The sequence below is a fragment of the Desulfosarcina ovata subsp. ovata genome, assembly GCF_009689005.1.
GTDB classification, from domain to species: Bacteria; Desulfobacterota; Desulfobacteria; order Desulfobacterales; family Desulfosarcinaceae; genus Desulfosarcina; species Desulfosarcina ovata.
On record NZ_AP021879.1, the window covers coordinates 4,840,755 to 4,865,710 of the forward strand.

Below are 24,956 nucleotides of genomic sequence, written 5' to 3' on the forward strand. Positions count from 1 at the left end.
GTTGGCTAACGTAGGCGTACGAAAAAGTCGGGGAAGGCGTGGCCATTTCACGGAAACGGCATTCAGCCGTCGAGCAGGCTGTGACCGGTCATCTGCTCCGGCTGCGGCAGCCCAATCAGGGCCAGCATCGTGGGCGCGATATCCCCCAGACGCCCCTCCCGCAAGCGGGCCGAGCGGTGCGCGTCGTCCACCAGCAGCAGGCGCACCGGATTGGTGGTGTGGGCCGTGAAGGGCTTGCCATCCGGCCCGGCCATCTTTTCCGAATTGCCATGATCGGCAGTGACCAGGGCCATCCCGCCCTGGGCCAGCAGCTTGTTCAGCACCGTTTCCAGGCAACGGTCCACGGTCTCGCAGGCCTTGACCGCGGCGGCCATCACCCCGCTGTGCCCCACCATGTCCATGTTGGCAAAATTGAGCACGATAAAATCGTATTTTCCCGAATCGAGCCGGGCCACGACTTCGTCGGCCACCTGGGGCGCGCTCATTTCCGGTTTCTGGTCATAGGTGGCCACCTCACGGGGGGAGGGAATCAGGCAGCGGTCCTCGTTTTCAAACGGGGTCTCCTCGCCGCCGTTGAAAAAATAGGTCACGTGGGCGTACTTCTCGGTTTCGGCAATGCGCAATTGATGCAGTCCCTGGCGGCTGATCACCTCCCCAAGGATATTCTCCAGGTGGACCGGGCCGAAGGCCATGGGCAGATCGAAGCTCTCGTCGTAAAGGGTCATGGTGGTATAACTGGCCAATCTGGGCGCCTTCCGGCGCGAAAACCCGTCAAAGCCCTCTTCGGTAAAGGCGCGGGTGATCTCCCGGGCACGGTCGGCGCGAAAATTGAAAAAGATGATGCCGTCGCCGTCGGCCACCGTGCCCACCGGCCGGCCGTCACCGTCGACCATTACCACCGGCTGGACAAATTCATCGGTTTCACCGCGCCCGTAGGCGGCCTTGACGGCATCCAGGGGATCGGTTTGCGGCCGGCCCTCGCCCTCGGTGTACAGCCGGTACGCCTTTTCCACGCGATCCCAGCGCTTGTCGCGATCCATGGCATAATAACGGCCGCAGACGGAGGCCACCTGGCCGCTGCCGATGGATTGGCATTGATCCAGCAGCTGTCCGAGGTAGCCGGCCCCGCTGTCCGGCGGGGTATCGCGGCCGTCGAGAATGGCATGCACATAGACCCGGTCCAGCCCCTTTTGACGGGCCAGCCGCAAAAGGGCGAAAAGGTGGGTCAGTTGGCTGTGAACGCCACCGTCGGAGACCAGCCCCATCAGGTGCAGCGACTTGCCGCCATCGGCCACGGCGTCCATCACCGCGCCAAGCTGGGGGTTGTCAAAAAAATCACCGTCCTGGATCGCCTTGTCGATGCGCATCAGGTCCTGGTAAACCACCCGCCCGGCCCCGATGTTCATGTGCCCCACCTCACTGTTGCCCATGATGCCGGCGGGGAGTCCCACATCCTGGCCGGAACAGGCCAGCCGGGTAGCGGGGTACGTGGTCTGAAGCCGATCGAGAAATGGCGTGTTCGCCACCAGTACCGCGTTGGTGGGCTCGTCGGCACCAATGCCCCAACCGTCGAGAATGATCAGCATATGAGTCTTTTTCTGCATGGTGGGCTCCTGTAAAGGCCGAATTGGAAATTACTCGATAAACACCGTTTCGTCGATGTCCGTATCGTCTTCGGGTTCAGGTTCGTCGACCCGGTCGGCCAGGCTCGCCGTAGTGAGGCGCCGGGCATCCGACCAGAGTCCTTCCAGGTCGTAGAAGCGCCGCGTGTCTTCATAAAACACATGGATCACCACATGACCGTAGTCCATCAGCACCCAATGACCGTCCTTGAGCCCGTCGACGCTCAGCGCCTTGATGCCCTGTTTTTTCAGGTCCCGCTGGATGTGTTCGGCAATGGCGCTGACCTGCCGGTTGGAGGTGCCGTGGCAGATGAGAAACGCATCGGCCAGGCTGGTCAGGTGGCGGACATCCAGCAGCACCGGCTGGCGGGCTTTTCGGCCCAGCGCGGATTTAACGTAAACATCCAGTTCGGCCAAAAATGGTTCGGTCATCGATAGATTCCTTTTTGTTCAATATACGCACACACCGCCGTCGGCACAAGCGCGGCAATGTTTTTTCCCGCCTTGACGCGCCGCCGGATCTGGCTGGATGACACGTCCACGGGATCGGTGGCCAAAAGATGAATGGCCTGCCCGGCCGCGGCCGGCTGCCAGCAGCGGTGGCGGGCAACGTACACGTAAGTTCCGGCAAGGTGGCTGCGGATGTAAGCCTGCATCCGGTGTTGTGCCGTTTCCGGCCCCTCCGTGTCCACCGTACGGGTCACCACCACCGGCTGCACCGTCTCCAGCAACCGGCGCTGGCTTTTCCAGGTGTGCAGTTCCAGGAACGCATCCAGCCCCATGACCAGAAAAAGGGCGTCGCCGGCATCCATCCGGCTGGCGAAATGACGGGCCGTATCGATGGTGTAGGATGGACCGCGGCGCTGCAGTTCGACATCGGAGATGTCATACCGCGCGTCGGCCGGCAGGGCCATCCGGATCATCTCCAGCCGATGCACCACCGGGGCCAGTGAGGCCTCGGGTTTGTGCGGCGGTCGGCGACAGGGAACAATATACAGGCGATCCAGGGAGAAGCGCTGCAGGACCTGACGGGCCACCATCAGGTGACCGTTATGGATCGGGTTGAACGTACCGCCGAAAATTCCAGCTCGCATACCGCTTCCCGCAATTGAGGATATCTTCCGGAGGGATAACCGTTGAGGGCCTCGTAAAAAGTCGCTAGGACCGCACCTGCCCGTCACCTAGCACCACAAATTTCCGGGTCGTTAACTCCTCGAGGCCCATGGGGCCGAAAGCGTGCAGTTTGGATGTGCTGATCCCCATTTCCGCGCCCAGCCCCAGTTGGCCGCCGTCATTGAAGCGGGTGGAGGCATTGACCAGGACCACCGACGCATCCACTTCCCGGACAAAGCGCTGAGCCCGGCGGTAATCGCTCGTGACAATGGCCTCCGTGTGACTGGAGCCGTACTCGGCGATATGGGACATGGCCGCATCCATGTCATCGACCACCTTCACCGCCAGGATCAGATCCAGGTACTCGGCCGGCCAGTCCGCATCGGTGGCCGCGGGGATATCGGGCAGGATGGCCAGGGTCCGGGAACAGCCGCGCAGCTCGACCCTGGCCTCAGCAAAGCGCCGGGCCATGGCGGGCAGGAATTCAGCGGCCACGGACTGGTGCACCAAAAGGGTTTCCATGGCGTTGCACACCCCCGGGCGCTGGGCCTTGGCATTCAGCGCAATCGCTTCGGCCATCGCAAAGTCGGCGGATTCGTCCACGAAAACATGGCAGACCCCCTTGTAATGCTTGAGCACGGGGATTTTGGAATGTTCGACCACGAAACGGATCAGCCCCTCACCGCCCCGGGGGATAATCAGGTCGACGAATTCCTCCTGGGCCAGAAGGGCGTTAATGGCACTGCGATCCTCGGTCGGCACCACCTGGGCCGCCTGGGGGGGCAGTCCGGCACTTTCCAGGGCCTGTCCGATAATGGCGGCCAGGGCCTGGTTGGAATGCATCGCCTCCGAGCCGCCCCGCAGGATCACGGCATTGCCCGATTTGAGACACAGGCCGGCCGCATCGATGGTCACATTGGGCCGGGATTCATAGATGATGCCGATCACGCCGAGGGGAATGCGCATCCGGGCCACCCGCAGGCCGTTGGGCCGTACCTGGGTCTGATCCATGGTGCCCACCGGATCCGTGTAAGCGGCCACTTCCCGCAGGCCGCCGGCCATGCTGGCAATGGTTTGTTCCGAAACGGTCAGCCGGTCGATCATGGCGGCCGAGAGCCCGGCGACCTTGGCCCGTTCGAGATCCTTGCGGTTTTCGGTGAAAATCGATTCGGCCTTGGCCTCCAGAAGGTCGGCCATGGCGGTCAGCACCTGGTTCTTCTGGGTGGTGGTGCATCGACTGATCACGGCAGCGGCTTTTTTGGCGTCGCGGGCCATCTGACAAATGGTTTGCTCGATATCCATGTTCGCTCCTCAAGGAAAAGGGTGTCCGTCAGTCATTCTCCGGCTCACCGGTAATTACCAGGTTGTCCCGATGAATCACTTCGTCGTAGGTCTTCTGGCCCAGTCGCGCCTTGATCTGACCGCTCTTGAGCCCCATGATGGAACGGATCTCATCGGCATTGTAGTTAACCAGGCCGTTACCGATGAGTTCACCGCTTCCATTGACCACAGCCACCGGTGCGCCAATGGGAAATTTCCCCTCGACGCCGACGATCCCCCCGGGCAGCAGGCTTTTGCCGTTGGCGAGCAGTGCCTTAGCGGCGCCGGCATCGATTTTAATGGTTCCACTGGTTTTGACCGTGTAGCCGATCCAGCATTTCTTGCGGTTGAGCTTTTGGTCTCTGGGCACGAAAAAGGTCCCGTGGGCTTCGCCGGCCGCCAGACGAATCAGGATGTCCGGCCGGTAGCCCTTGGCGATGACCATGGGAATACCCGCCGCGGTGACTTTGCGGGCCGCCTTGATCTTGCTCAGCATGCCCCCCGTCCCCAGGGCGCCGGGAATGTCGCCGGCATACTTTTCGATGCTTTTGCTGTACGTGGCAACCCGCGGAATCAGCCGGGCATCGGCGTGAATGCGGGGGTCCTTGTCGTAAAGCCCGTCAATATCGGTCAAATTGATGAAGATGTCGGCATCCAGCTGCAGGGCGATCATGGCAGCCAGATTGTCGTTATCCCCCAGTTTGATCTCCTCGACCATGATGGTGTCGTTTTCGTTGATGATCGGCACCACCTGCCACTCGAGCAGGGTATTCATGGTATTGCGCGCATTCAGGTAACGTTTGCGGCTGGTCAGATCGTCGCTGGTGAGCAGGATCTGGGCCACCCGGCGATCGAACCGGGAAAAGGCCTTTTCCCACTCGCGGATCAGCCCCGCCTGGCCCACGGCGGCAATGGCCTGGCGTTTGGGAATCGCCTCGGGCCGTCTGGCAACCCCCATCTTTTTCATCCCTGAGGCCATGGCCCCCGAAGAGACCAGGATGATTTCGATCCCCTGATCGAGCAGGTTGCAGATCTGGCTGCTGATGCCGTCGATGGCTTCGATGTTCAGCCCGGACCGGGTCGTGAGGACATTGCTGCCCACCTTTACCACGGCCCTTGAAATGGGTTTACCCGTCTGCTTCCGGTTGTGCGTCATCAAGTTGGTCCAACAATTCGCAAAGCGTTTCGGTCAATTGGTCGAGGCCACTGCCGGCCGCCGCAGAAATCCGTAGCAGGGACCCCTTGCCATAGGCCTCCTCGAAGAGGGCGGCCGCATCATCGGCCCAGGCCACATCCATTTTGTTCAGCACCACCACCTGGGGTTTATCGGTCAGTGCCCGGCTGTACTGCTTGAGCTCCCGGTTGACGGTTTCAAGATCCCTGAGCGGCTGGTCCGGATCGATGGCCGCGACATCCACCAGGTGCAACAGTACGCGGGTGCGTTCCACATGCCGCAGAAACCGCACGCCCAGTCCCAGTCCCGTATGGGCGCCTTCGATCAACCCGGGAATATCGGCAACGATGAACGGTTCCCGATAGCCGGTCTGAATCACCCCCAGATTGGGTGTCAGGGTGGTAAAGGGATAATCGGCGATCTTGGGTCGGGCCGAGGAGAGAGCCGAAACCAATGTCGATTTGCCGGCATTGGGCAGCCCCACGATCCCCACATCGGCCAGCAGCTTCAATTCCAGGCGCAACGCCAGGGTCTCTCCGGGTTCACCCGGCTGGGCGAAGCGCGGCGTACGGTTGGTCGACGACTTGAAGCGGGCATTGCCCAGACCGCCCCGGCCGCCTTTCGCAACGACAAAGACCTCGTCGGGATCGACGAGGTCTTTGATGAGCTCTCCGGTATCGGCGTTGATCACCAGGGTGCCGGGTGGCAGTTCAATGATCAGATCGTCGCCGCCCTTGCCGAAACGGTTCTGACCCTGCCCGCCGGCCCCGTTTTTGGCCTTGTACAGCTGCTGGAAACGAAGATGGTAGAGTGTCCGCTTTTTGGTGGTTGTCTTTAGAACAACATCGCCGCCGCGCCCGCCATCGCCGCCGTCCGGTCCGCCTTTGGGAATGTATTTTTCCCTGCGGAAACTGACACAACCGGCACCACCTTTTCCCGACTGGACGGCAATGCGGACTTCATCAATGAATTTCACGCGGCATAGACACTGACCTGTTTGCGGTCGCGACCTTTTCGTTCGTAGGCAACGACACCGTCAATCAGGGCGAAAAGGGTATAGTCTTTGCCCATCCCCACATTGACGCCGGGATGAATTCTGGTGCCCACCTGGCGCACCAAAATGTTACCGGCAAGCACCTGCTGGCCGCCGTAGCGTTTGATTCCCCGACGCTGGGCGTTACTGTCACGACCGTTTTTTGAACTACCGGCTGCTTTCTTATGTGCCATGATTTTCTCCTCAATAACAAAAGGGCGCCGGTACGATACTGTTGCGGCAACCCTTGCAGGTGTTGGGATAAACGACTACGCCTCGATGCGATCGATACGAACGGCCGTAAACGGCTGGCGATGACCCTGTTTGCGGCGGTAGCGTTTCCTGCGTTTGAACTTGAAGACAAGCACTTTCTTCTGCTTGCCCTGGGCCACAATCTGCCCGTGAACGGTTACCCCATCGACCTCGGGCTGGCCGATCTTGACATTCTCACCATCGGAAAATATAAGGACCTTGTCGAAGGCCACCGTCGAACCGATGTCACCGGCAAGCTTTTCGACCCTGAGAATATCTCCCTCGGCCACCTTATATTGTTTACCGCCTGTGGCAACCACTGCGTACATGTTTTGTCCTCCTGTGAAAACCAGATGCCTTTTCCTGAATTCAAAAAATAAGAAATATTAAACTTTCCCATATCGTTGTCAAGAAAAAAACTGAATCAACGCCGAAACAGCTCTGACGCATGAATAAAAAGAATCAGGGGTTGGTCACGATTAGGGCCCCACTTTTCATCACCCGGCTAACGTCTTCACACTTTTATGACCAAGATTTGCTCCTCAGACAATTGTCATGACATAATCTCAATTATGTCTGACCGTGGACTCCCATCTCTTCCAGGCTTGAGAGGCTGTTTCGCTTTGTTTTGGTACGGCTACTGCTACACCAACCGAAGCTGAAAAGGGGCGGCCAGACGAATTTCCAGCCATTCATAATCCAACCAGGGGTTGGCTATGGTCTCGCGAATAAAGTGAATAAGGCCTCGCACGCCGGTATCTTTGACGACCTTGGCCAGCCGTTCCGAATAGCGAGCCAAAACGTTGAACATATGGCCCAGACGCATTAAATAGTGATATCCCTTCATGACATTCCAGTTATACGAAAAGCAGTGCTCATAGCGATATCCATGATGTTTTTCAACCAGGATACCGGTTTCGATGCCCCAGCGCGCGCGTGCGCCCAGATTGCACCGTTCGTGAAGATTAAACCGGTTCAACGGTTTGCTGGACAGCCACACGTGTCGGCTGCTTTTGTCCTCCAATTGCCCGGTTTGCGGGTTAACCTGTTGCCAGCGCTCTTGGCATTCGACGACGTGCAGGATTTGGCTTTTTTTATCGTTCGGACCAAACCGATAGTCGATACTGTTTACCCATTTGAACACCTGTTTTCTGTTGCCCCATCCCTGGCGGAAACGATTTTTTATCTCAAGTGCCGCAAGCGCTTCAAATTCACTCATCACGCTGGGAAGGGATTTGTCTTTCAGGACGATCATGAACTGCCATTTATTTTTGCGGCAAACCTCTACCACGGGACCCTTGGCGTAAAGCCCATCGATTAACACCATGATTTTCAGCGCCGGAAAGGCCGACTTCAGGCGTTGGGCCAATCGGTAAAAGGCTTTAAGCTCGCAGTCCTGTTTATCATTGGCGGTGTCGCCTTCGGTGTAGCTTAACATTTCACTCATCAACGGAATAGTCATGCCATCGCGAAACGCCAGATTGGCCTCTAAAATATAGACATGGTATTGAAGGTGCTCCCCATCCGCTTGCGTAACGGTGCGCTGCAAACACTCCTCGGCCCAAATCCAGTCACGCTTAAATTTGCCGGTGCCATCGATCGCGATCGGATAGCACTCGTCAATCAAATAGCGCCGAAATTTCTTTTTCCGGATCAATTGCCGGATCAACTCAAGATGCAACTGTTCGATTTGATTGACGTCGATCACCGCCAGTAACCGTTTGAGCGTGTCATGATGGGGCAAACTTTCAAGCTCTGGGAAGAAAAACTGCAGATTCTGCCAAAACAGCGGCCGGGACATCTCCCGGTTGGCCTCGCGACTAGAGCTCATCTGAAAAACAAACATCAGTATCCCATAGATCATCAGGGTCGACAGATTGTGCTTGATCTTTTTAGGATTTCTCGGGTCCTCGATTTTGGACAGTTGCTTAAGCAGCACAGGCATCTTGGCCCGAAAGATCCCTATTTTCTCGGCAACCGCCTCATTGCGGGCAGTGTACTCCTGCTCAATGCTTTCGTATTTACACTTGCCGTTTGAAATCGTGGCATGTGATGGCGCCTTAAAGCCCTTGGCCTTTTCATCCTGACGCAATTTTTTCTGTGCATGTTTGCGCTGTTTGATTTGGGCTTTGATCTGCTCACGACTGGGTCTGCGGCTGGTTTTTTTCATCCGTCAGCCCTCCCCTGAACATAACACTTGCCGAAAATTATCCGCCAGCGGATAAACAAAGATCTTTTTCGGACTGGTGGCGTAGCTTTGACCCTGTCGAATAAGCCCCATTCCGCGGGTCATGCCAAGATACCTAAAATTGGCCGCCCGGTAGCACGTCCCATCGAAATAGTGCGGATCGACAAAGGTTTCCAGCAAAACCGGCCGATAGCCCCAGCGCTCCTGCCAGTGCCGCCCCAACTCCCTGATCGCCTTGCCCAATGCGCAGCTTGCCAAGTACCTGACCTTTACCCACGGAAAAATCAAATACCGCCCATTGTTGACAACAAATCCCAGGTTCCGCAGTCGCTCGTTGGTGCTCCAGCCGATCCATTGATCTCTCTTGATTAGCGCTTTGGCCGCTCCTGAAAACAGCATACACCCCAATAGCGTGCCTGCGCCTTCGACAAAATAGCGCAAATAACATCCAAATGGCTTCTTGTCCCCCAAGTAGTGGTAACGGCTCAGGTATTCATTAAAAAGCGCCTTATCTGCTTTGCCTTGTACGACCCTGAGCCGGATCGGCCCGATATCCGAAAGCTTGCCCACGACTGGCTCTTGAGGCTGGATCCGATGGGATGCTATCGGCTGCTTGCCGCTTTTGCGGCCGCTATCGCGTTTAGCGGGCAATCGTATGCGCCCTTGCGCTTCCAAACGCTTGAGCAACTTCAGGCAGGCGTCCACTTTATTGCCGCCGGAAGCGGTGTGCCAGCCCAAATGCTCACATACCGTTTGGGCCAACTCCCACTGACTCAACCGCCAAAATGTCTCAACGGTTTCGCGAATTTGCGCAAGCTCCTCACTCTCAATCTGCCGTCCACACTGGACTATCAAAGCGACCTCCTTTTCAAGTGTAGCGTCACGACTATGATGCGTGCTTACAAACATCCTATGCTACCTCTACCAAAAGCCCGATCGCTTGTCTATAGCTATTTTGAGACAAACTTTTTTTGATGTCTGTCTATCTCGCTGGTATCAGTGGGTTTAAATAGTTATGCGTCAGTGCTGACGCCGAAATGGGAAAAGCCGTGGACAAGCGGCGCTGAAGGCTTATATTTTTCGGCAGCCGGCCGGGCGATTGTGGTTCTGGCGGGCGTTCTCGGGCAACCAACGTTACCACCACAGTCAGGGAGACGCCGTGGACAGTCATCCGCACGATATCCGCATTGTTGAAAAATCGCAAACCACAACCGCAAGCATGCATCTGATTGGCGAGGAGCCCCTTTCCATCCGTATCCAGGGGGCACCCTACGCCGTGGTCATGCGCACACCGGGGGACGAGAAGGCCCATGTGGCCGGTTTCTGCCTGGGCGAGGGTATCGTGGACGCGCCCGGTGACATCACCAACATCGCCTTCTGCGACGGTGAAGACACCAACGTGGTCACCGTCACCCTCACCGCCGACCGGCGCCGCCGTATCGCCGACCACCTGGACCGGCGCACCTATATCAGCCAAACCTCCTGTGGAATCTGCGGCAAATCGATCGTCGCCGACCTGGTTCAGGCCCTTACTCCGTTGACCGACGCCGAGGCGCTCGACGGCAATGCGGCCAGGGAGCGGTTGCTGGGGCTTGGCGAGCTGCAGCCGCTACGCCGGCAGACCCGTGCCGCCCATGCGGCGGCCATCTACGATCCGGGGTTGAACCTGCTGTCCATCGCCGAGGATGTGGGCCGTCACAACGCCCTGGACAAGGCCATCGGACAAATTTTCCTGGATAACCGGTTGCCCCGGGCAGGGCTGCTGACCCTCTCCTCGCGCATCAGCTACGAGTTGGTGCAGAAAGCCGCCCGGGCACGCATCCCCGTCATTCTGGCTGTCTCCCGGCCGACGGCACTGGCCGTCGAACTGGCCACGGCCCTGAACATCACCCTCGCCTCGCTGGGCAAGGGCGACAGCCTGAATGTCTACTGCCACGCAGGGCGCCTCGTCTGGCCCGGGTGATCCAACCGAGCGATGCAAACGGAATCGGATCTTACCCGGCGGCTGTCCCGCCCCCTGACCATCGGACGAACCGAGATTACCAATCGTCTGGTGCTCGCGCCGATGACCTTTCTGGGCCATATCGCCTTTCGGGAACTGTTGGCCGGTTATGGCGGCTACGGCCTGCTGTTCAGCGAGATGTGCAGCGCCCGGCGCATTCCCAATGAACTGTCCAGCGGATCGGCCTATTTCTGCTGGCGCGAGTCGGAGCGCGGGCACTTGGTTGTGCAGATTTTCGGTGCCGAGCCGAAGGCCATGGCAACCGCGGCGCGCATCATCCAGGATAGCGGCCTGTTCGGCGTGGACCTCAATTTCGGCTGTTCGGTGGCCACGATCTGCAAACAGCAGAGCGGCGCGGCCCTGCTGAAGACACCGGATCAGGCCATGCGCATCGTCGAGGCCGTACGACGGGCGGTAACGATTCCGCTGTTCGTCAAATTCCGCACCGGCTGGGAGGACGATCCGGCGATCCCGGTCGATCTGGCCCGGCGATTCGAGTCGGCCGGTGCTGACGCCCTGACCTTTCACCCCCGGGTGGCCCCGGACCGCCGCTCCCGTCCGCCACGCTGGGACTACATCCGGCAGGTCAAAGCGGCCGTATCGATTCCGGTTTTCGGCAACGGCGATGTGTTTGACGAAGCGGATTGCCTGCGCATGCTGCAAACCACCGCCTGCGACGGCGTGGCCATCGGGCGCATGGCCATCGCGCGCCCCTGGCTGATGGCCGGGATGAACGGCCGGATACCGCCGGACGGGAATATCTACCGCGAAACGGCCATGACCCTTCTGAACCTGATGCAACACCACTTCGATCCGCGCCGGGTGCTGCGACGCTACAAAAAATTCGCCCTCTATTACAGCGCTAACTTCAAGTTTGCCCACAGCTTTTACACGCGCATCAACAATGCGCCGGACCTGGAAAGCCTGAAAAACGAACTGGAGCGATTTTTCAGCCACCGGCCGGAAACCGTGACACGGCCCAACATGAACTTTTTCCTCTAAACGGGCCAGGGCCCCTTTTTATCGAGCCAGATAGGTGGTGTAGGCTAGCTTGACGATGGTCGCCGCCACCACCACCAGAAAGAAAATCCGCACAAAGCCGGTGCCCCGGCGAATTACCAGCCGGGAACCGAGAAACGCCCCCAGCATCTGAGCCAACCCCATCAGCAGACCGGCCGAAATCACCACGTTGTGGCCGGCAAAAAAAGCCCCCAGCGCAACGATGTTGCTGGTAAAATTGAATATTTTGGTGTGGGCGGTGGCCTTGCGCAGATTGAGACCCAGAAGCATCACCAGGGCGATGGTCCAGAAAGAGCCCGTACCCGGCCCGAAAAACCCGTCGTAAAACCCCAGCAACAGTCCGGCGCAGCCAAAAAAAACCGGGGCCGTAATGAACGGCCGCCGGTCCAAGCGGCCCAGATCCGGCGTGAAAAAAGTGTACAGGAAAACGCCCACCAGAAGGATAAGAATAATATGGCGCAGAAAATCGGCCGTGATCAGCTGGACGGAAACGGTTCCGGCCAGGGCCCCCAGGGCGGTAAAGACAACCCCGCTGGGAATCTCCCGCAGGTTGACCAGCCCCTTGCGCGTGTAGTTGACTGCGGCGGTCATGCTGCCGAAGGTGCCCTGGAGCTTGTTGGTCCCCAGAGCCAGATGGGGAGGCATTCCGGTGGCCAGCAGGGCCGGCAGGGAAATGATCCCCCCTCCTCCGGCAATGGAATCCACAAATCCGGCCAGAAGACCGGCGAGCCACAACACGAGCAGGGCGGAGAAGGATAACGATTCCATGGGCGGCAACCAGTTTCCGATCTCTGTTGAAGGATGTTCGCGGCAGGGCCGACAGGTTTGGCAAGCGTAAACCCCGCCCTGCAGACGGCGCCGAAGGGTCCGGGGTACATAACGGTAAAATCACAGCGGGTCAATATGAATGGAAGGCATGGTGGCAAAGGGTGGGATGGCGTCAGGCGTATAGATTCACCACCGTACCGAGTTGGGCATCGGCGACAAAACGACCGTCCCGATTATAGGCCACGCCCGTCTCCGGGTCGGGCACGGCAATCCGGACCAACTTTTCACGGGGCAACGCGCGTCGGGCCGGCTGGCCGAATTTGCGCAGCATACCGCTGTCCGCAGGGACGGGCGCATAAAACGGTTTTGGCACCAACGCAGCAGAGGGCAACATGTTCCGACTTTCAAGCCACTATCGTTGACGGATTCGTGAAAAGTGACAATCCGGTGTCCCACGAATTCGTCAAAGGAAAACCACCAAGCCGATTAATGCAAAAATTGGACAAGTCTTCCAAAATAAATATATCTATCTGATATCGATTAGTTTTTCGTAGATTCCGGGGCTGTCTGCGACCAGAACGCCCCGGCAATTGTTGCCGCCGGGCGGCCCGGTTGCCCACCGATCGTAACCCCGGACGGGAAAGGAGCATACCCGGCAAATCCTTATGGGGGGAAATCAAACCAAGAAAAAATTATGCGGGTTCTGCCGGCGGAACGATACGGGTGCTGTCCATGCGCAACTCGGGGTGGCCCTGCGCATTCTGGGTCAACCATATCCGGCATGACGCATGTCCGCCAAGCAGCGGCCAGCGGCTTCTGAGTTGTCGGAAATCAAACGCCCGGAGGGCCTGGTCGAGCAGATCGATGGTTTCCTCCAATGCCGTTTTGTCAGATGCCGCCTTGAAATATTGGGAAATGGCGGCGTTGTGACGCCGCCGGATTTCCGTTTCAATGCAGTGGTGATTGAGGTCGAGTTCGATATCCCTCACGAATTGCCCCGTTCAGCATGCGGGTTGCGGTTTCAAACTTTCCGACCCTATCATCCAAACGGCAGATGGGCAAGTCAAACCAATGGGTGTGCCGGTTCTGGGGATGGCCGGCCAGCCTCGGCGCATCCCCGTGATCAAGCGGACGGAATCGATCGCAGCCGGATGCGGAGCGTTCAGTGGTCTGGGTCCTCCGACGCAACGATCCGTCAGGCTGCCGCCGCCCGCACCTGGCTCTTCTTGAATTTTCTTTCAAAGGCGAGGGTGACGATATCGGCCACATCCCCTGGGTTGGCAAAATGATCCAGGTTCACCACCAGATCAAACTCATAGGGGGATGCCATTTTCTTGCCGAAGACCTTCTTGAAAAAGGCCGCCTGCTCCTTGTCAATACCGGGCAACCGCTTTTCGGCTGCGTCCTTGCCAATCCCCATGATCTCGGAAATGCGCTTGGCCCGATAAGTGTCGGAACAGATGCAGCGCACCGCCAGCACACGATCACGGGGCAGAATCAGGTGGGTCCCGCGGCCAACGAAGACCGTCGGTTCAAGCCCGGCAATGGCAAACACGGCACTGATCAGGTGCCTCGAATAGTCGCTGTCGATAAACGACTTCTCACCGAACAGGTACTTGAGTGTGCGACTGGTGTACCCCGGGAAACGCTCATCAAAAAATGAGACGGCGCTTTCGCTTAGGTTGGTCTGGTTGGCAATCTGTTCGATCAATTCACGATCGGCCACCGGCCATTTCAGTTTCTGGGCCACCATGTCCGCAATTTCCAGGGCACCGACGCCGATTTTTCTGGAAAAAGAGATACAGGGTGCCAGCTCTGATGAGGCGGCCCGGGCACGGTCTTCAGCCTCCTGGGCCAGGCGCCGGCCCTCCCAGGAACGCACATAATGCCCCACCAGCGACTCGGCACCGGGTTTACGTTTGGCGTAGGTACCCGGAACATACTTGTCGGCACCGATGTTTCCAGCCATGGCGACCTCCTTTCGGTTGAGTAATCCCAAGCAAGCTCTAACGACACGATTCCTGACAATCTTTCAGCAATGGCTATGCCAAGCGCCGAAACAATGACAATTCTTTGTTTTCATATATTTTTCTTCAAATTCGCCCCATTGTTCGGCAACGGATCATCAAAAATTCTGTCAGCTCTTTTTACACCTTGGAAAACCATTGGCGGGCCGTATCCCGTCCCCCTTTGCCAAAGGCCGAACAGACACGATTTATGCGCTACCGCCTTGAACTGATGTCCGAAAAAAGGTAGATGGTATAAGAAAGAGGAAATGCGATGCTGTCATTGGATCAATTGCTACAAGAAAGTGAACGAATCGAGCCGGTCCCCCAGGTCGTTCACCAGCTGATGGATCTGGCCGATGACCCAGACGTGCCGGTCTCCGAGATTACCGAACTGATTTTTTACGAACCGGTAATCACCGCCAATCTTTTAAAATTGGCCAACTCCGCGGCATTCGGTTTCAAGAAAAAGGTGGATTCGGTGCAAGACGCGGTGGTGATGCTGGGCCTTAAACGAGTGGTGGAGCTGGCTCTTCTGGCCAGTGTCACCAAATCATTCCGCGCCCCCCAGGCCGGCTATGTGCTCTCCAAAGGCCAATTGTGGAAACAGTCCGTTTCCTGTGCGCTGATGGCCAGCACCGCTGCCGATACCGTCGATGCCTCAATCAAACATATCGTCTTCACGGCGGCGTTGCTCAAGGATATCGGCGTAATCGTCATGGACCCGTACATGCACAAGGCCGAAGCGGAAATCAAACAGGCCATGCAAACGGACCATCTCGATCTGGTAACTGCCGAACGGCGAATTCTGGGAATCGATCACGCCCATCTGGGCGGGCAGATCGCCCGGAACTGGCATTTCAGTGATGCCCTGGCAACGACCATTCAGGACCACCATCTCATCGATGCGTCAGAAACCGTTGTAACCGAAACCGCCATGGTCTACCTTGCCGACTGCATGTGTTCCCTGAGCGGCATCAATGGCGCCCTGTTCTGCAGCCATTATGAGCACTACGACCGCATGTTGAAACAGCTTGGGTTGACCGAAACCATGGTGAACCGGATGATGTCCGATTTTTATTCACAGAAAGATAATATTTACGGCCTGCTGGCGATTCTATAAGGATGCTCCCGCCATCCAGCAAAACAATAGCACGCTTGGTAATCCGAGAATTTCAGGAGAAACCCAATTTAAAATGAGTCCCTACGAACTTGCCAAACTGATTCACATGGAACTGTCCCCCATTGCTCCCCGATTGTCTGCTGCCATCAACCGCGCCCTGGTCGATATTGGCGAAGGCTCCGTACTGGTGGGACTGGGCCCCGGCACCCACGAAAACGACCATGTTTCGTTTCAGGAATCCGAAACGATCAACGCCGATGCCGGCGAGGCCAGCAGTGTGCTGGCCAGGATCCATGCGATGATGTGGAAACTGGAAGAACACTCCTCCTGGAAGGTGATCATCGATAAGAAACCGGATCGTCAGGGAAAACCACTTGAGTTGCTCTATACCCTGTTACGGACCAAGGCTGACCTGTAGCCGGATTCGTTTTCCTATTTGCCGCAAGAATATGGTTTGTCGGCGCTGATGCAACCGGCCAGGCGGCAGGCCCTCATATTAAAAGGATCGGGGCGGTCAATTGACCGCCCCGCAGGCAGAAGGAGTTGGATGAAAGAAGAGGAGATGACTCATCCCAACGGCAATCCCCCGATGTGCCGTTGTGAAATCAACATCGGCTGCCTTCCCGGATAGCTTTAGTCTTTTTTTTTATTTTCTTGAAAACAGTCGGCCACCCGGACTGCCGGCGACGATGGATGATCGCCCATCGCCGGCCCAGGAATGGACGAGCGGTTGTTATCACCCCTAAAACCAGGAGGAGAAGCCAAATGAGAAAAGTACTTGCCATCACCCTTTGCCTTGCCGTTATTTTTGGTTTTACCGCCATGGCCGGTGCCACGACGCTGAAAGTGGGGCTGGATGCCGATCCGGTCTCTCTGGATCCCCACGTTCAGCTCTCCGGCGGCATGCTGCAGTATTCCCATTGGGTGTTCGATCCGCTGGTCCGCTATGCCCAAGACATGTCCATCGAACCCCGTCTGGCCACGCGCTGGGAGCGCATCGATGACCTGACCATGCGCTTTTACCTGCGCCAGGGAGTCAAGTTTCACAGCGGCAATGCCTTTACGGCCAGGGATGTGGTCTTCACTCTGGATCGATTGAAACAGAGTGTGGATTTCAAGGGGCTGTTCGAACTGTTTGAAAGTGCCGTGGCAGTGGACGACTATACCGTCGACATCAAAACCAAGAAACCCTACGCCCTTTTGCTGCGGATGTGCACCTACATTTTCCCCATGGACAGCACCTTCTACACCGGCACTGACGGAAGTGGCCAACCCAAGGACGCCATCGTCAAAATCGGCCCCTCCTTCGCCCTGAGCCATGAATCGGGAACCGGGCCTTACACCGTCGCCGAGCGGGAACATGGTGTACGCCTGGTCCTGGCCCGCTTTGCCGATTACTGGGACAACGCCTCCCCCGGAAACGTGGACCAGATCGTCCTGACGCCCATCAAGGAAGACGCCACCCGGGTCGCCGCCCTGCTCTCCGGTGACGTGGATTTTATCTCCCCGGTTCCCCCCCAGGATTTCAAACGAATCGAAAAAGACCCCCAAGTCAATCTGTTTACCTACCCCGGCGGCCGTATCATCACCATCCAGCTCAACCAGAAGCGCCGCCCCGAATTCCGGGTACAGAAAGTCCGCCAGGCCATGGTTTACGCCATCAACAACGAGGGCATCGTTAAAAAATAATGAAAGGCACCGCCACCCCCGCCGGTCAGCAGAGCCCCAAGGGCTACGCCGGCTACAACCCCAACTGCGTACCGCGCTACGACCTGAAAAATGCCAAGGCCCTGATGCAGGAAGCCGGTTTTGGCAAGGGGTTCGAATGCACCATGATCTCGCCCAACAACCGCTATGTCAACGACGAGAAAATTGCCGAGGCCGTGGTGGGCATGCTGGCCAAAATCAACATCAAGGTCAACCTCAAAACCATGCCCAAGGCCCAGTACTGGGATGAGTTCGACGCCCAAGTGGCCGATATTCAGCTGATCGGCTGGCATTCGGACACCGAGGACTCGGGCAATTTCTCCGAATTCCTGGTCATGTGCCCCAACAAGGAGACCGGCTACGGCCAGTACAACAGTGGCAACTACTGCAACCCGGAGGTGGACCGGTTGACCCTGGCGGCCCAGAGCGAAACCGACCTGGCCAAACGCGCCGGGATGCTGCAGCAGATTGAACAAATCCTATACGACGATGCGGCCTTCGTGCCCTTTCACTGGCAGAACCACTCCTACAGCGCAAAAAAAGGCGTGGATGTGGCGCCGATCATCAACACCATGAATTTCCCCTATTTTGGCGATATCGTGGTGAAATAAAAAACAGGGAAGACCGGTTACCGGCAGTAGGGGCGAAAAATCTTTCGCCCCTGCACCGATTTCAAGCAACCGATCAACAACCGGACCATTGCCGATGCTCGCTTTCGTCATCCGACGCATTACCCAGGCCATTTTCGTCATGCTGATCATCAGCCTGGTGGGTTTTTCGATCAAGAACCAGATCGGCGATCCCATACGCGACATGGTCGGGGAACGGGTCACACCGGCCGAACGGGAAGCCCTTCGGGACCGGCTGGGACTCAATGATCCCTTTCTGACCCAATACCTGCGCTTTGCCGGCAATGCTGTCCGCGGAGACCTGGGCATCTCCTTTTTTCACAAAAAACCGGCCCTGGCGGTAATCGTCGGCAAGGCGCCGGCGACCCTCGAACTGGTCCTCGGAGCGGCGCTGATCATCATTTTCGTTTCCCTGCCCATCGGCGTTTTTTCGGCCATCTACCCCAAAAGCGCCTTATCACGCTTTACCATGGCCTTCTCCACCCTGGGCGTGTCCGTGCCGGTATTTCTTACCGCCATTGTCTTCATCTATATCTTTTCTGTGGAATTGCACTGGCTGCCGTCGTACGGACGCGGGGAGACCGTGGCCATCGGAGGATGGGACAGCGGACTGATCACCATCGACGGCCTCAAGCACCTGCTCCTGCCCAGCATCTCCCTAGCCTCGATCATGCTGCCGCTGTTCATCCGACTGATCCGGTCGGAAATGATGGAAGTGCTGGAGACCGAATACATCAAGTTCGCCTGGGCCAAGGGACTGCACCGAAAACGCATCTGGTTTGTGCACGCCTTCAAGAACACCTTGCTTCCGGTGATCACCGTATTCGGCGTACAGATCGGCATCATGTTCGCCTTTACCATTCTCACCGAAACGGTCTTCCAGTGGCAGGGTATGGGCTTCATGTTTCTGGAGGCGGTCGAACGCTCGGACATTTCTCTGCTGGTCGCCTACCTGATGGTGGTGGGGGCGGTTTTCGTGGTGGTCAACACCGTGGTGGACATCATTTACGGGCTGGTGAACCCCACCATCCGCATTGCAGGAAGAAAATGAACCGAACCTGGCAACGCTTCACATCGTCCTACCTGCTCTTCAGTTTCAAGCAGGACCACACGGCCATTTTCAGTTTCGTGGTTCTGTTGATCCTTTTGATTACCGGCCTGACGGCACCGCTGATCTCTCCTTACAATCCGTACGATCCGGCCAACATCGACATCATGAATTCTGAATTGCCGCCATCGTGGATGGAAGACGGAGAGGCAGCCTTTCTGCTGGGCACGGACATTCAGGGCCGTGACCTTTTGAGCACCATGATCTACGGCCTGCGCCTCTCCATTCTGATCGGTTGCGGGGCCGTTCTACTGCAGGGCATCCTCGGCGTGGTGGTGGGGCTTCTGGCCGGCTACCTGGGAGGTAAAATCGATGCCGTGCTCATGCGCATCGCCGACATTCAGCTCTCTTTTCCCTACCTGATGGTGGCCATCTTCATCAGTGCCATTTTCCAGGTGGCCTTTGGCATCGGCCGCTACGAAGACCTGGCCGTGCCCCTGCTGATCGCCATCATTGGTCTGGCCGAATGGCCGGTCTACGCCCGTACCGTGCGGGCATCGGTCATGGGCGAGAAGAACAAGGAATACGTGGAAGCAGCCCGGGTGATCGGGCTGAACCGCTGGCGGATCATGTTCCGCCACGTACTGCCCAACACCATGACGTCGGTGCTGGTCATCTCCACCATTCAGGTGGCCAACGCGGTCATGAGCGAGGCGGCACTCTCCTTTTTGGGTCTGGGCATGCCGGTGACCAAGCCGTCCCTGGGCTCCCTGATCCGCTCCGGGTTCGAATACATCTTCTCCGGCAGTTGGTGGATCACCCTTTTTCCGGGGATATTTCTGGTTCTGCTGGTGCTGGTGATCAATCTTCTCGGGGACTGGCTGCGGGATGTGCTCAATCCGAAACTGTACAAGGGATAAAATGAGTCATCTACTGGAAGTCAACGACCTGGAAGTCAAATTCGCCCTGCGCTTCGGCGATCTGACCGCCATCAACGGCATCAGCTTCAATCTGGACCGCGGCGAACGCATGGGACTGGTGGGCGAAAGCGGGGCCGGCAAATCGGTGACCGGTTTTGCCATCATCAAGCTGATCAGCAAGCCGGGATTTATCTCCGGCGGCCGGGTGCTCTTCAACGGCCGCGATCTCACCTCGCTCTCCGCCGAGGAAATGCGTGACATCCGGGGCCACCACATCAGCATGATCTTCCAGGATCCCATGATGACCCTCAACCCGGTACTGACCATCGGCACCCAGATGGTCGAGACCCTGCTGGCCCACCGGGCGATCAGCCGTAGCGAGGCCGAAGCCATCGCCCTGGAAAAACTGCGCAAAGTGCAGATTCCCGCGCCGGAAAAACGCCTGGCCCAGTACCCGCATGAATTTTCCGGCGGCATGCGCCAGCGGATCGTCATCGCCATCGCCCTGATCACCGATCCGGAACTGATCATCGCCGACGAGCCCACCACGGCCCTGGACGTCACCATTCAGGCCGAAATCATGGATCTTTTGCAGCAGCTCTGTGAATCCGAGCACACGGGGCTGATTCTCATCACCCATGACCTCGGCGTCGTCTCCCAGGTGACCGAGAAAATGGCCGTCATGTACGCCGGCAAAATCGTCGAAGCCGGCCCCACGGACCGCATCGTCAGCGACCCGATGCATCCGTACACCCAAGGCCTGATCAAAGCCCTGCCCGGCAGCCTGCATCCCGGCGACCGGCTGAATCAGATTCCGGGGATGATGCCGACCCTGACCGATATCCCGCCCGGCTGCGCCTTCAATCCCCGCTGTCCGCTCTGCGAAGCGGTCTGCAGGAGCCAGGAACCACCGTTTGTTCCCGTGGACCACCAGACCCGCATGGTGGCCTGCCACATGGTTACCCCCAATCCCGGCAATGGAACCCGATGACGACTGAAACGCCCCATCCGAAAACCGATGACACTCACGGCCTGTTGGCCCTGGACAAGGTGGTCAAACACTTCGACATCTCCGGCGGCTTCCTGGATCAGCTTCGCTTCACCCATGGCCGCATCACCCGCCAACGCACCACCGTCAAGGCGGTGAACAACGTTAGCTTCACCATCGCCCCGGGCGAGACCTTCAGCGTGGTGGGCGAAAGCGGATGCGGCAAATCGACCCTGGCGCGCGCCACCATCGGCATCTATCCGCCCAACAGCGGCGAAATCCGCTACCGCGGCCAGCGCATCGACAACAAAACGCCAAAGGAAATGCTCCCTTTCCGCCGCCGCATGCAGATGATCTTCCAGGACCCCTACGCCTCACTGAACCCGCGCAAAACCGTCATGCAGGCCCTGGAGGAACCGGTTGCCTTTCACAACCCGGGAATGCCGGCCGGTGAGGTACGTGATCGGGTGGCCACGGTCATGTCCCAGGTGGGCGTCGACCCCAAGTGGGCCGACCGCTACCCCCACGAGTTCTCCGGCGGTCAGCGCCAACGCATCAGCATTGCCCGGGCCCTGATGGTCGATCCCGAATTCATCGTGGCCGACGAGCCGGTATCGGCCTTGGACGTCTCCATCCAGGCCCAGATTCTCAACCTGCTCATGGACGCCCAGTCGCAACGGGGCCTCACCTACATGTTCATCACCCACGATCTGTCGGTGGTCCAGCATATCAGCACCCGGGTGGCGGTCATGTATCTGGGCACCCTGTGCGAACTCTCACCGGCGCGGACCCTTTTCGAATCCCCCCGGCATCCCTATACCCAGGCACTGCTTTCGGCCATCCCCCGGCTCGGGCATAAAAAAAGCCTGCATATTCGGCTTAAAGGAGAAGTCCCCACCCCCATCCAGCTTCCCCAGGGGTGTGTGTTTCACGGTCGCTGCATTCACGCCAACACGCGGTGCCTGAAAGAAGTTCCGGCGGCAGTCATGGTCGACGGAGACGTCCAGGTGGCCTGCCATGCCGTTGAGGAAGGGCGCATCTATCGGGAAGCGTAGCGGACTTCCTTTTGCAGCAGGCCGCCCTCTAGGATGGGTTTACCATCAAGGACGCGTCGGGGATCAAAAATTGAAAGATCCATGGTCAGATCACTGCCGGTGAGCATCTCACTCAGGTGACGCCCCACGGCCGGCCCCTGCTGAAGGCCATGGCCGGAAAACCCGTTGGCCAGGTATAATCCTCTGATTTCAGGCCATTCACCAAGAATGGCATTTCCGTCCAGGGTATTGACCGCATAAAGACCGGCCCACCCTCGAATCAATTTCAACTGCTCGAAAGCCGGAACGAATTCAGCCAGTTCCGGCCACATCTGTTCCATGAATCGATTTTGCTCCCAGGTAAAGTCGAATCCCACCCCATCTTCGGGCATGGATTTGCCCATTATGACCATGCCCCCGGTTTCGGTCCGGAAGTAAAACCCTGAAGGCAGGAACGTCAGGGGAAGTGGCCGGTCCGGCTTGACCGCCGGGTCAATGCAGAAACACTGGCGTTTGACCGGGTTGACCGGCAATTCCACACCGGCGGTACGGAGCAGCTCATTGCACCAGGCTCCGGTGCAATTGACAATCAGAGTGGATAAATAGGTATCACCGGATTTGGTTTTAAGACCACTCACCCGGCCATCGTCGATCAGTAGACCGGTTACCTCATCCTCGATGTAGGCCGCCCCCTGGGCCCGGGCATTGGCCTTGTAAGCCATAAGTACCGCATAGGCGTCGAAATGGCCGTCCTGGGCACCGAAGGTGGCTCCGACGATGGTCTCCTGCGGTTTGTAGAGCGGATAGTGCTCGACGATGCCTTCCGGCGACCACCACTCGACCTGGCACCCCATCTCCTGTTGCATGGTCATGGCGGCTTTGGCACTCTCCACGGCGTCCGCTTCATAAAGGAAAAGGTTGCCCTCGCGATGATAGGCGATGCTGGGGCGGAGATCGTTGACCGTCATCTCGTCTTCGAAGCGATCCAGGATGTCAAAAGCATACTGGGAGATCTCGACATTTTGTTTGAGGTTGAACTGAATTCTCACGTTGACCATGGACAATGCCGTGGAGGCCCGGGCATAGGTCAAATCCCGTTCGATGACCGCCACCTTGAGCTTCGGATCTTTCTTGGTCAGGTAGTAAGCAGTGGTGGACCCCATGATCCCGCCGCCGACGACAATCACATCGTAAAGGTTGTTGTTATCCATGGTCACAGATTCTCCTTATGGTCGGCCTGAAGCGGTCAGGCCTGTTTGTAATTGGGTCCCTCCCCACCCTCCGGGCAGGTCCAGGTGACGTTGCGGAAGGGATCCTTGATGTCACAGGTCTTGCAGTGCAAACAGTTGGTAAAATTGAGTTTGATGCCCTCGATGCCGTCGCCGTCCCCGCTTCGCTCCATCTCGTAGACGTCTCCCGGGCAGAACCGCGTGCAGGGGCAACCGTAGGTCGGGTAGCATTTTTCCACGCAGACGCGCTGATCGTGGATAAGGATGTGCGAGGGCTGATCCTCGCGGTGCAGGGTGCCGGAGAGGTAAACACCGGTCAGCTTGTCGACCATGGCCGGATCATCCTTGGGCACGTCGTACTTTTCCACATCCAGGCTGTCGGAACGCTGCGGTTTGAGGGTCGTGGCGTCGTCCACCGCCGGCAGGCGATCTCTCAGCCCCTTGCCGCCGGTAACGTGCTGGGCAGCCAGGTGGATCCACTTGGCCGGCCCTTTTTTTGCCAAGGCCTGGGCGAAATTGCGCCCCTCGCGCAACTCCTCACCGACCCAGCTGTCGGCCAGACGCTGGCCATATGCCGCCAGGGTCCGGCGTCCGGCATCGCCGGCCTCGATGGCATCCATGATCGTCTCGGCGGCCAGCATGCCCGATTTCATGGCCAGGTGAATGCCCTTGATGGCCGGTGTGCTGTGAATGGCGGCAGCGTTGCCGGTGAACAGCGCGCCGTCCACCGCCAGTTGCGGCATACTGAACCAGCCGCCGGTGGAAACGGCCCGGGCGCCCTGTTCGATCACTTTGCCGCCGCGGATGAGTTTCTGGATCAGGGGGTGCCCCTTGAAACGCATGAACGTATCGTAAATGTCCAATGCCGGATTCTCGTAGCCCAGCGCCACCAGGAAGCCCAACGCGATGCGGTTGTCGGCCATTTCGTAAACAAAACCGCCGCCGGGTGTATTCAGATCCAGGGGGAATCCCAGAGTGTGAATGTCGTTGAAGGGACTCTCCTTGAAAAAATGGTCCTCGGGCAGTTGAATAACCTCTTTGATGCCCGTTTCAAACAATTCGGGCAGCCGGCCGGAACGGATGGGCAGGCGCCCGGCCAGCTCCTTGGTGAGGCTTCCGCGGGCGCCCTCGCCCAATACGGTCACCTTGGCCATCAGGTCGATCCCCGGTTCGAAATTGGTCTTGGGCTTGCCGTCCTTGTCCAGCCCCTTGTCACCGGTACGCACGCCGGCAACGGTCTTGCCGTCACCGGCCATGAGGATCGTCTTGCCGTCGAAGCCGGGGAAAATATTGATGCCCAGTTCTTCGGCCTTCTCCCCCAGCCAGCGGCAGACCCGGGAAAGGCTGACGATGGGAAAGCCGGTATTGTGCATCTGGCGCGGCACCATGGGCACTTTGAAGCTACGTTGACCCGTCAGGAAATAGAACCCGTCCCCACGAACCATTTGTTCCACGGGGAATCCCTGGTCCCGGTAATCCGGGTAGAGTTCGGCAATGGCCACGGGATTCATCACCGCCCCGCTGATGGCATGGGAGCCGATGGCAGCACCTTTGTCGATCAGGGCCACTTCCAATTCACGTCCCTTTTCCGCGGCCAGTTGCATCAGCCGGATGGCACCGGCCAGGTTGGCGGGGCCGCCACCGATAAAAAGGACATCAAAATCAATGGATTCGTGCGTGGTCATGGTCTTCCCCCCTCTTTTTCAGGTTATCCGCAAAGTGCACGGCGATAGTCGCTGAATACGCTGACTGATTAGAGGGGTCAGATAGCTTGATTTAT

Annotated in this window: 24 protein-coding genes and 1 pseudogene; 9 read left to right on the forward strand and 16 right to left on the reverse strand. The window is 58.1% G+C overall.

Annotated features, from left to right (window positions below; all coding sequences use genetic code 11):
• Positions 1-62: 62 nt before the first annotated feature.
• The 10 genes from gpmI to GN112_RS21375 form a co-directional block, all read right to left on the reverse strand.
• On the reverse strand, positions 63-1,604 hold the full coding sequence (gene gpmI / locus GN112_RS21330) for a 2,3-bisphosphoglycerate-independent phosphoglycerate mutase (protein WP_155312065.1): 1,542 nt from the start codon (positions 1,602-1,604) through the stop codon (positions 63-65).
• 30 nt (positions 1,605-1,634) lie between these two features.
• Entirely contained in the window at positions 1,635-2,054 is a 420-nt protein-coding gene (rsfS, locus tag GN112_RS21335; protein WP_155312066.1) for a ribosome silencing factor, read from the reverse strand.
• Positions 2,051-2,716 (reverse strand): nicotinate (nicotinamide) nucleotide adenylyltransferase, encoded by a 666-nt coding sequence (nadD, locus tag GN112_RS21340; RefSeq protein WP_155312067.1) that lies wholly within the window; start codon positions 2,714-2,716, stop codon positions 2,051-2,053. Before nadD ends, rsfS begins: the two co-directional genes overlap by 4 nt.
• A gap of 64 nt (positions 2,717-2,780) precedes the next feature.
• Positions 2,781-4,037: a glutamate-5-semialdehyde dehydrogenase gene (locus GN112_RS21345; protein WP_155312068.1), complete on the reverse strand. Its 1,257-nt coding sequence runs from the start codon at positions 4,035-4,037 to the stop codon at positions 2,781-2,783.
• A 28-nt stretch (positions 4,038-4,065) separates the two neighbouring features.
• Positions 4,066-5,211: a glutamate 5-kinase gene (gene proB, locus GN112_RS21350; protein WP_155312069.1), complete on the reverse strand. Its 1,146-nt coding sequence runs from the start codon at positions 5,209-5,211 to the stop codon at positions 4,066-4,068.
• Positions 5,183-6,205 carry a GTPase ObgE gene (obgE, locus tag GN112_RS21355; protein ID WP_155312070.1) on the reverse strand — a complete coding sequence of 341 codons (1,023 nt, stop codon included), beginning with the start codon at positions 6,203-6,205 and terminating at the stop codon, positions 5,183-5,185. Before obgE ends, proB begins: the two co-directional genes overlap by 29 nt.
• Positions 6,202-6,456: a 50S ribosomal protein L27 gene (rpmA, locus tag GN112_RS21360; protein WP_155312071.1), complete on the reverse strand. Its 255-nt coding sequence runs from the start codon at positions 6,454-6,456 to the stop codon at positions 6,202-6,204. The genes obgE and rpmA overlap by 4 nt, the downstream gene beginning before the upstream one ends.
• Positions 6,457-6,531: 75 nt before the next feature.
• Entirely contained in the window at positions 6,532-6,843 is a 312-nt protein-coding gene (gene rplU, locus GN112_RS21365; RefSeq protein ID WP_155312072.1) for a 50S ribosomal protein L21, read from the reverse strand.
• A 314-nt stretch (positions 6,844-7,157) separates the two neighbouring features.
• Positions 7,158-8,684 carry a transposase family protein gene (locus GN112_RS21370; RefSeq protein ID WP_155311552.1) on the reverse strand — a complete coding sequence of 509 codons (1,527 nt, stop codon included), beginning with the start codon at positions 8,682-8,684 and terminating at the stop codon, positions 7,158-7,160.
• Positions 8,685-8,687: 3 nt separating this feature from the next.
• On the reverse strand, positions 8,688-9,557 hold the full coding sequence (locus GN112_RS21375) for a Druantia anti-phage system protein DruA (RefSeq protein ID WP_162458872.1): 870 nt from the start codon (positions 9,555-9,557) through the stop codon (positions 8,688-8,690).
• 304 nt (positions 9,558-9,861) lie between these two features.
• Between GN112_RS21375 and fdhD the strand changes: the two genes are divergently transcribed.
• Both fdhD and GN112_RS21385 read left to right on the forward strand, forming a co-directional pair.
• Complete coding sequence (fdhD, locus tag GN112_RS21380) at positions 9,862-10,665, forward strand: formate dehydrogenase accessory sulfurtransferase FdhD (protein WP_231717087.1); 804 nt, start codon at positions 9,862-9,864, stop codon at positions 10,663-10,665.
• Positions 10,666-10,677: 12 nt separating this feature from the next.
• On the forward strand, positions 10,678-11,706 hold the full coding sequence (locus GN112_RS21385) for a tRNA dihydrouridine synthase (RefSeq protein WP_155312073.1): 1,029 nt from the start codon (positions 10,678-10,680) through the stop codon (positions 11,704-11,706).
• An 18-nt stretch (positions 11,707-11,724) separates the two neighbouring features.
• Here GN112_RS21385 and GN112_RS21390 read toward each other — a convergent pair whose 3' ends face one another.
• From GN112_RS21390 to GN112_RS21405, 4 genes are all read right to left on the reverse strand, one after another.
• Positions 11,725-12,492: a TSUP family transporter gene (locus GN112_RS21390; protein ID WP_155312074.1), complete on the reverse strand. Its 768-nt coding sequence runs from the start codon at positions 12,490-12,492 to the stop codon at positions 11,725-11,727.
• A gap of 172 nt (positions 12,493-12,664) precedes the next feature.
• A complete protein-coding gene (locus tag GN112_RS21395; protein WP_155312075.1) occupies positions 12,665-12,823 on the reverse strand; it encodes a hypothetical protein in 159 nt (52 codons plus the stop codon).
• A 361-nt stretch (positions 12,824-13,184) separates the two neighbouring features.
• The gene (locus GN112_RS21400; protein ID WP_155312076.1) at positions 13,185-13,481 is read right to left on the reverse strand and encodes a hypothetical protein; all 297 of its coding nucleotides are present in this window, start codon (positions 13,479-13,481) and stop codon (positions 13,185-13,187) included.
• A 206-nt stretch (positions 13,482-13,687) separates the two neighbouring features.
• Positions 13,688-14,461 carry a cytidylate kinase-like family protein gene (locus GN112_RS21405; protein WP_155312077.1) on the reverse strand — a complete coding sequence of 258 codons (774 nt, stop codon included), beginning with the start codon at positions 14,459-14,461 and terminating at the stop codon, positions 13,688-13,690.
• A 311-nt stretch (positions 14,462-14,772) separates the two neighbouring features.
• Between GN112_RS21405 and GN112_RS21410 the strand changes: the two genes are divergently transcribed.
• The 7 genes and pseudogenes from GN112_RS21410 (at position 14,773) to GN112_RS21440 (ending at position 21,968) form a co-directional block, all read left to right on the forward strand.
• The gene (locus GN112_RS21410; RefSeq protein ID WP_155312078.1) at positions 14,773-15,621 is read left to right on the forward strand and encodes an HDOD domain-containing protein; all 849 of its coding nucleotides are present in this window, start codon (positions 14,773-14,775) and stop codon (positions 15,619-15,621) included.
• A 73-nt stretch (positions 15,622-15,694) separates the two neighbouring features.
• Entirely contained in the window at positions 15,695-16,039 is a 345-nt protein-coding gene (locus tag GN112_RS21415) for a hypothetical protein (protein ID WP_155312079.1), read from the forward strand.
• A gap of 593 nt (positions 16,040-16,632) precedes the next feature.
• Positions 16,633-17,939: pseudogene (locus tag GN112_RS21420) on the forward strand (ABC transporter substrate-binding protein).
• A 94-nt stretch (positions 17,940-18,033) separates the two neighbouring features.
• Positions 18,034-19,008 (forward strand): ABC transporter permease, encoded by a 975-nt coding sequence (locus GN112_RS21425; RefSeq protein ID WP_155312080.1) that lies wholly within the window; start codon positions 18,034-18,036, stop codon positions 19,006-19,008.
• Positions 19,005-19,925 carry an ABC transporter permease gene (locus tag GN112_RS21430; RefSeq protein WP_155312081.1) on the forward strand — a complete coding sequence of 307 codons (921 nt, stop codon included), beginning with the start codon at positions 19,005-19,007 and terminating at the stop codon, positions 19,923-19,925. The genes GN112_RS21425 and GN112_RS21430 overlap by 4 nt, the downstream gene beginning before the upstream one ends.
• 1 nt (position 19,926) lies before the next feature.
• Complete coding sequence (locus GN112_RS21435; protein ID WP_155312082.1) at positions 19,927-20,916, forward strand: ABC transporter ATP-binding protein; 990 nt, start codon at positions 19,927-19,929, stop codon at positions 20,914-20,916.
• The gene (locus tag GN112_RS21440) at positions 20,913-21,968 is read left to right on the forward strand and encodes an ABC transporter ATP-binding protein (RefSeq protein ID WP_155312083.1); all 1,056 of its coding nucleotides are present in this window, start codon (positions 20,913-20,915) and stop codon (positions 21,966-21,968) included. The genes GN112_RS21435 and GN112_RS21440 overlap by 4 nt, the downstream gene beginning before the upstream one ends.
• Here GN112_RS21440 and GN112_RS21445 read toward each other — a convergent pair.
• Together GN112_RS21445 and GN112_RS21450 are read right to left on the reverse strand one after the other, a co-directional pair.
• Positions 21,953-23,158, reverse strand: a complete 1,206-nt coding sequence (locus tag GN112_RS21445; protein WP_155312084.1) for an NAD(P)/FAD-dependent oxidoreductase — start codon at positions 23,156-23,158, stop codon at positions 21,953-21,955. The genes GN112_RS21440 and GN112_RS21445 overlap by 16 nt on opposite strands.
• 35 nt (positions 23,159-23,193) lie before the next feature.
• Positions 23,194-24,861 carry an electron transfer flavoprotein-ubiquinone oxidoreductase gene (locus GN112_RS21450; RefSeq protein WP_155312085.1) on the reverse strand — a complete coding sequence of 556 codons (1,668 nt, stop codon included), beginning with the start codon at positions 24,859-24,861 and terminating at the stop codon, positions 23,194-23,196.
• Positions 24,862-24,956 lie beyond the last annotated feature (95 nt).

Coding starts and splice junctions, on each gene's coding strand:
- gpmI (WP_155312065.1), bottom strand. CDS start 1,604: ATGCAGAAAAAGACTCATATGCTGATCATTCTCGACGGTTGGGGCATT.
- rsfS (WP_155312066.1), bottom strand. CDS start 2,054: ATGACCGAACCATTTTTGGCCGAACTGGATGTTTACGTTAAATCCGCG.
- nadD (WP_155312067.1), bottom strand. CDS start 2,716: ATGCGAGCTGGAATTTTCGGCGGTACGTTCAACCCGATCCATAACGGT.
- GN112_RS21345 (WP_155312068.1), bottom strand. CDS start 4,037: ATGGATATCGAGCAAACCATTTGTCAGATGGCCCGCGACGCCAAAAAA.
- proB (WP_155312069.1), bottom strand. CDS start 5,211: ATGACGCACAACCGGAAGCAGACGGGTAAACCCATTTCAAGGGCCGTG.
- rpmA (WP_155312071.1), bottom strand. CDS start 6,456: ATGGCACATAAGAAAGCAGCCGGTAGTTCAAAAAACGGTCGTGACAGT.
- rplU (WP_155312072.1), bottom strand. CDS start 6,843: ATGTACGCAGTGGTTGCCACAGGCGGTAAACAATATAAGGTGGCCGAG.
- GN112_RS21370 (WP_155311552.1), bottom strand. CDS start 8,684: ATGAAAAAAACCAGCCGCAGACCCAGTCGTGAGCAGATCAAAGCCCAA.
- GN112_RS21385 (WP_155312073.1), top strand. CDS start 10,678: ATGCAAACGGAATCGGATCTTACCCGGCGGCTGTCCCGCCCCCTGACC.
- GN112_RS21390 (WP_155312074.1), bottom strand. CDS start 12,492: ATGGAATCGTTATCCTTCTCCGCCCTGCTCGTGTTGTGGCTCGCCGGT.
- GN112_RS21395 (WP_155312075.1), bottom strand. CDS start 12,823: ATGCTGCGCAAATTCGGCCAGCCGGCCCGACGCGCGTTGCCCCGTGAA.
- GN112_RS21405 (WP_155312077.1), bottom strand. CDS start 14,461: ATGGCTGGAAACATCGGTGCCGACAAGTATGTTCCGGGTACCTACGCC.
- GN112_RS21410 (WP_155312078.1), top strand. CDS start 14,773: ATGCTGTCATTGGATCAATTGCTACAAGAAAGTGAACGAATCGAGCCG.
- GN112_RS21415 (WP_155312079.1), top strand. CDS start 15,695: ATGAGTCCCTACGAACTTGCCAAACTGATTCACATGGAACTGTCCCCC.
- GN112_RS21425 (WP_155312080.1), top strand. CDS start 18,034: ATGCTCGCTTTCGTCATCCGACGCATTACCCAGGCCATTTTCGTCATG.
- GN112_RS21430 (WP_155312081.1), top strand. CDS start 19,005: ATGAACCGAACCTGGCAACGCTTCACATCGTCCTACCTGCTCTTCAGT.
- GN112_RS21435 (WP_155312082.1), top strand. CDS start 19,927: ATGAGTCATCTACTGGAAGTCAACGACCTGGAAGTCAAATTCGCCCTG.
- GN112_RS21440 (WP_155312083.1), top strand. CDS start 20,913: ATGACGACTGAAACGCCCCATCCGAAAACCGATGACACTCACGGCCTG.
- GN112_RS21445 (WP_155312084.1), bottom strand. CDS start 23,158: ATGGATAACAACAACCTTTACGATGTGATTGTCGTCGGCGGCGGGATC.
- GN112_RS21450 (WP_155312085.1), bottom strand. CDS start 24,861: ATGACCACGCACGAATCCATTGATTTTGATGTCCTTTTTATCGGTGGC.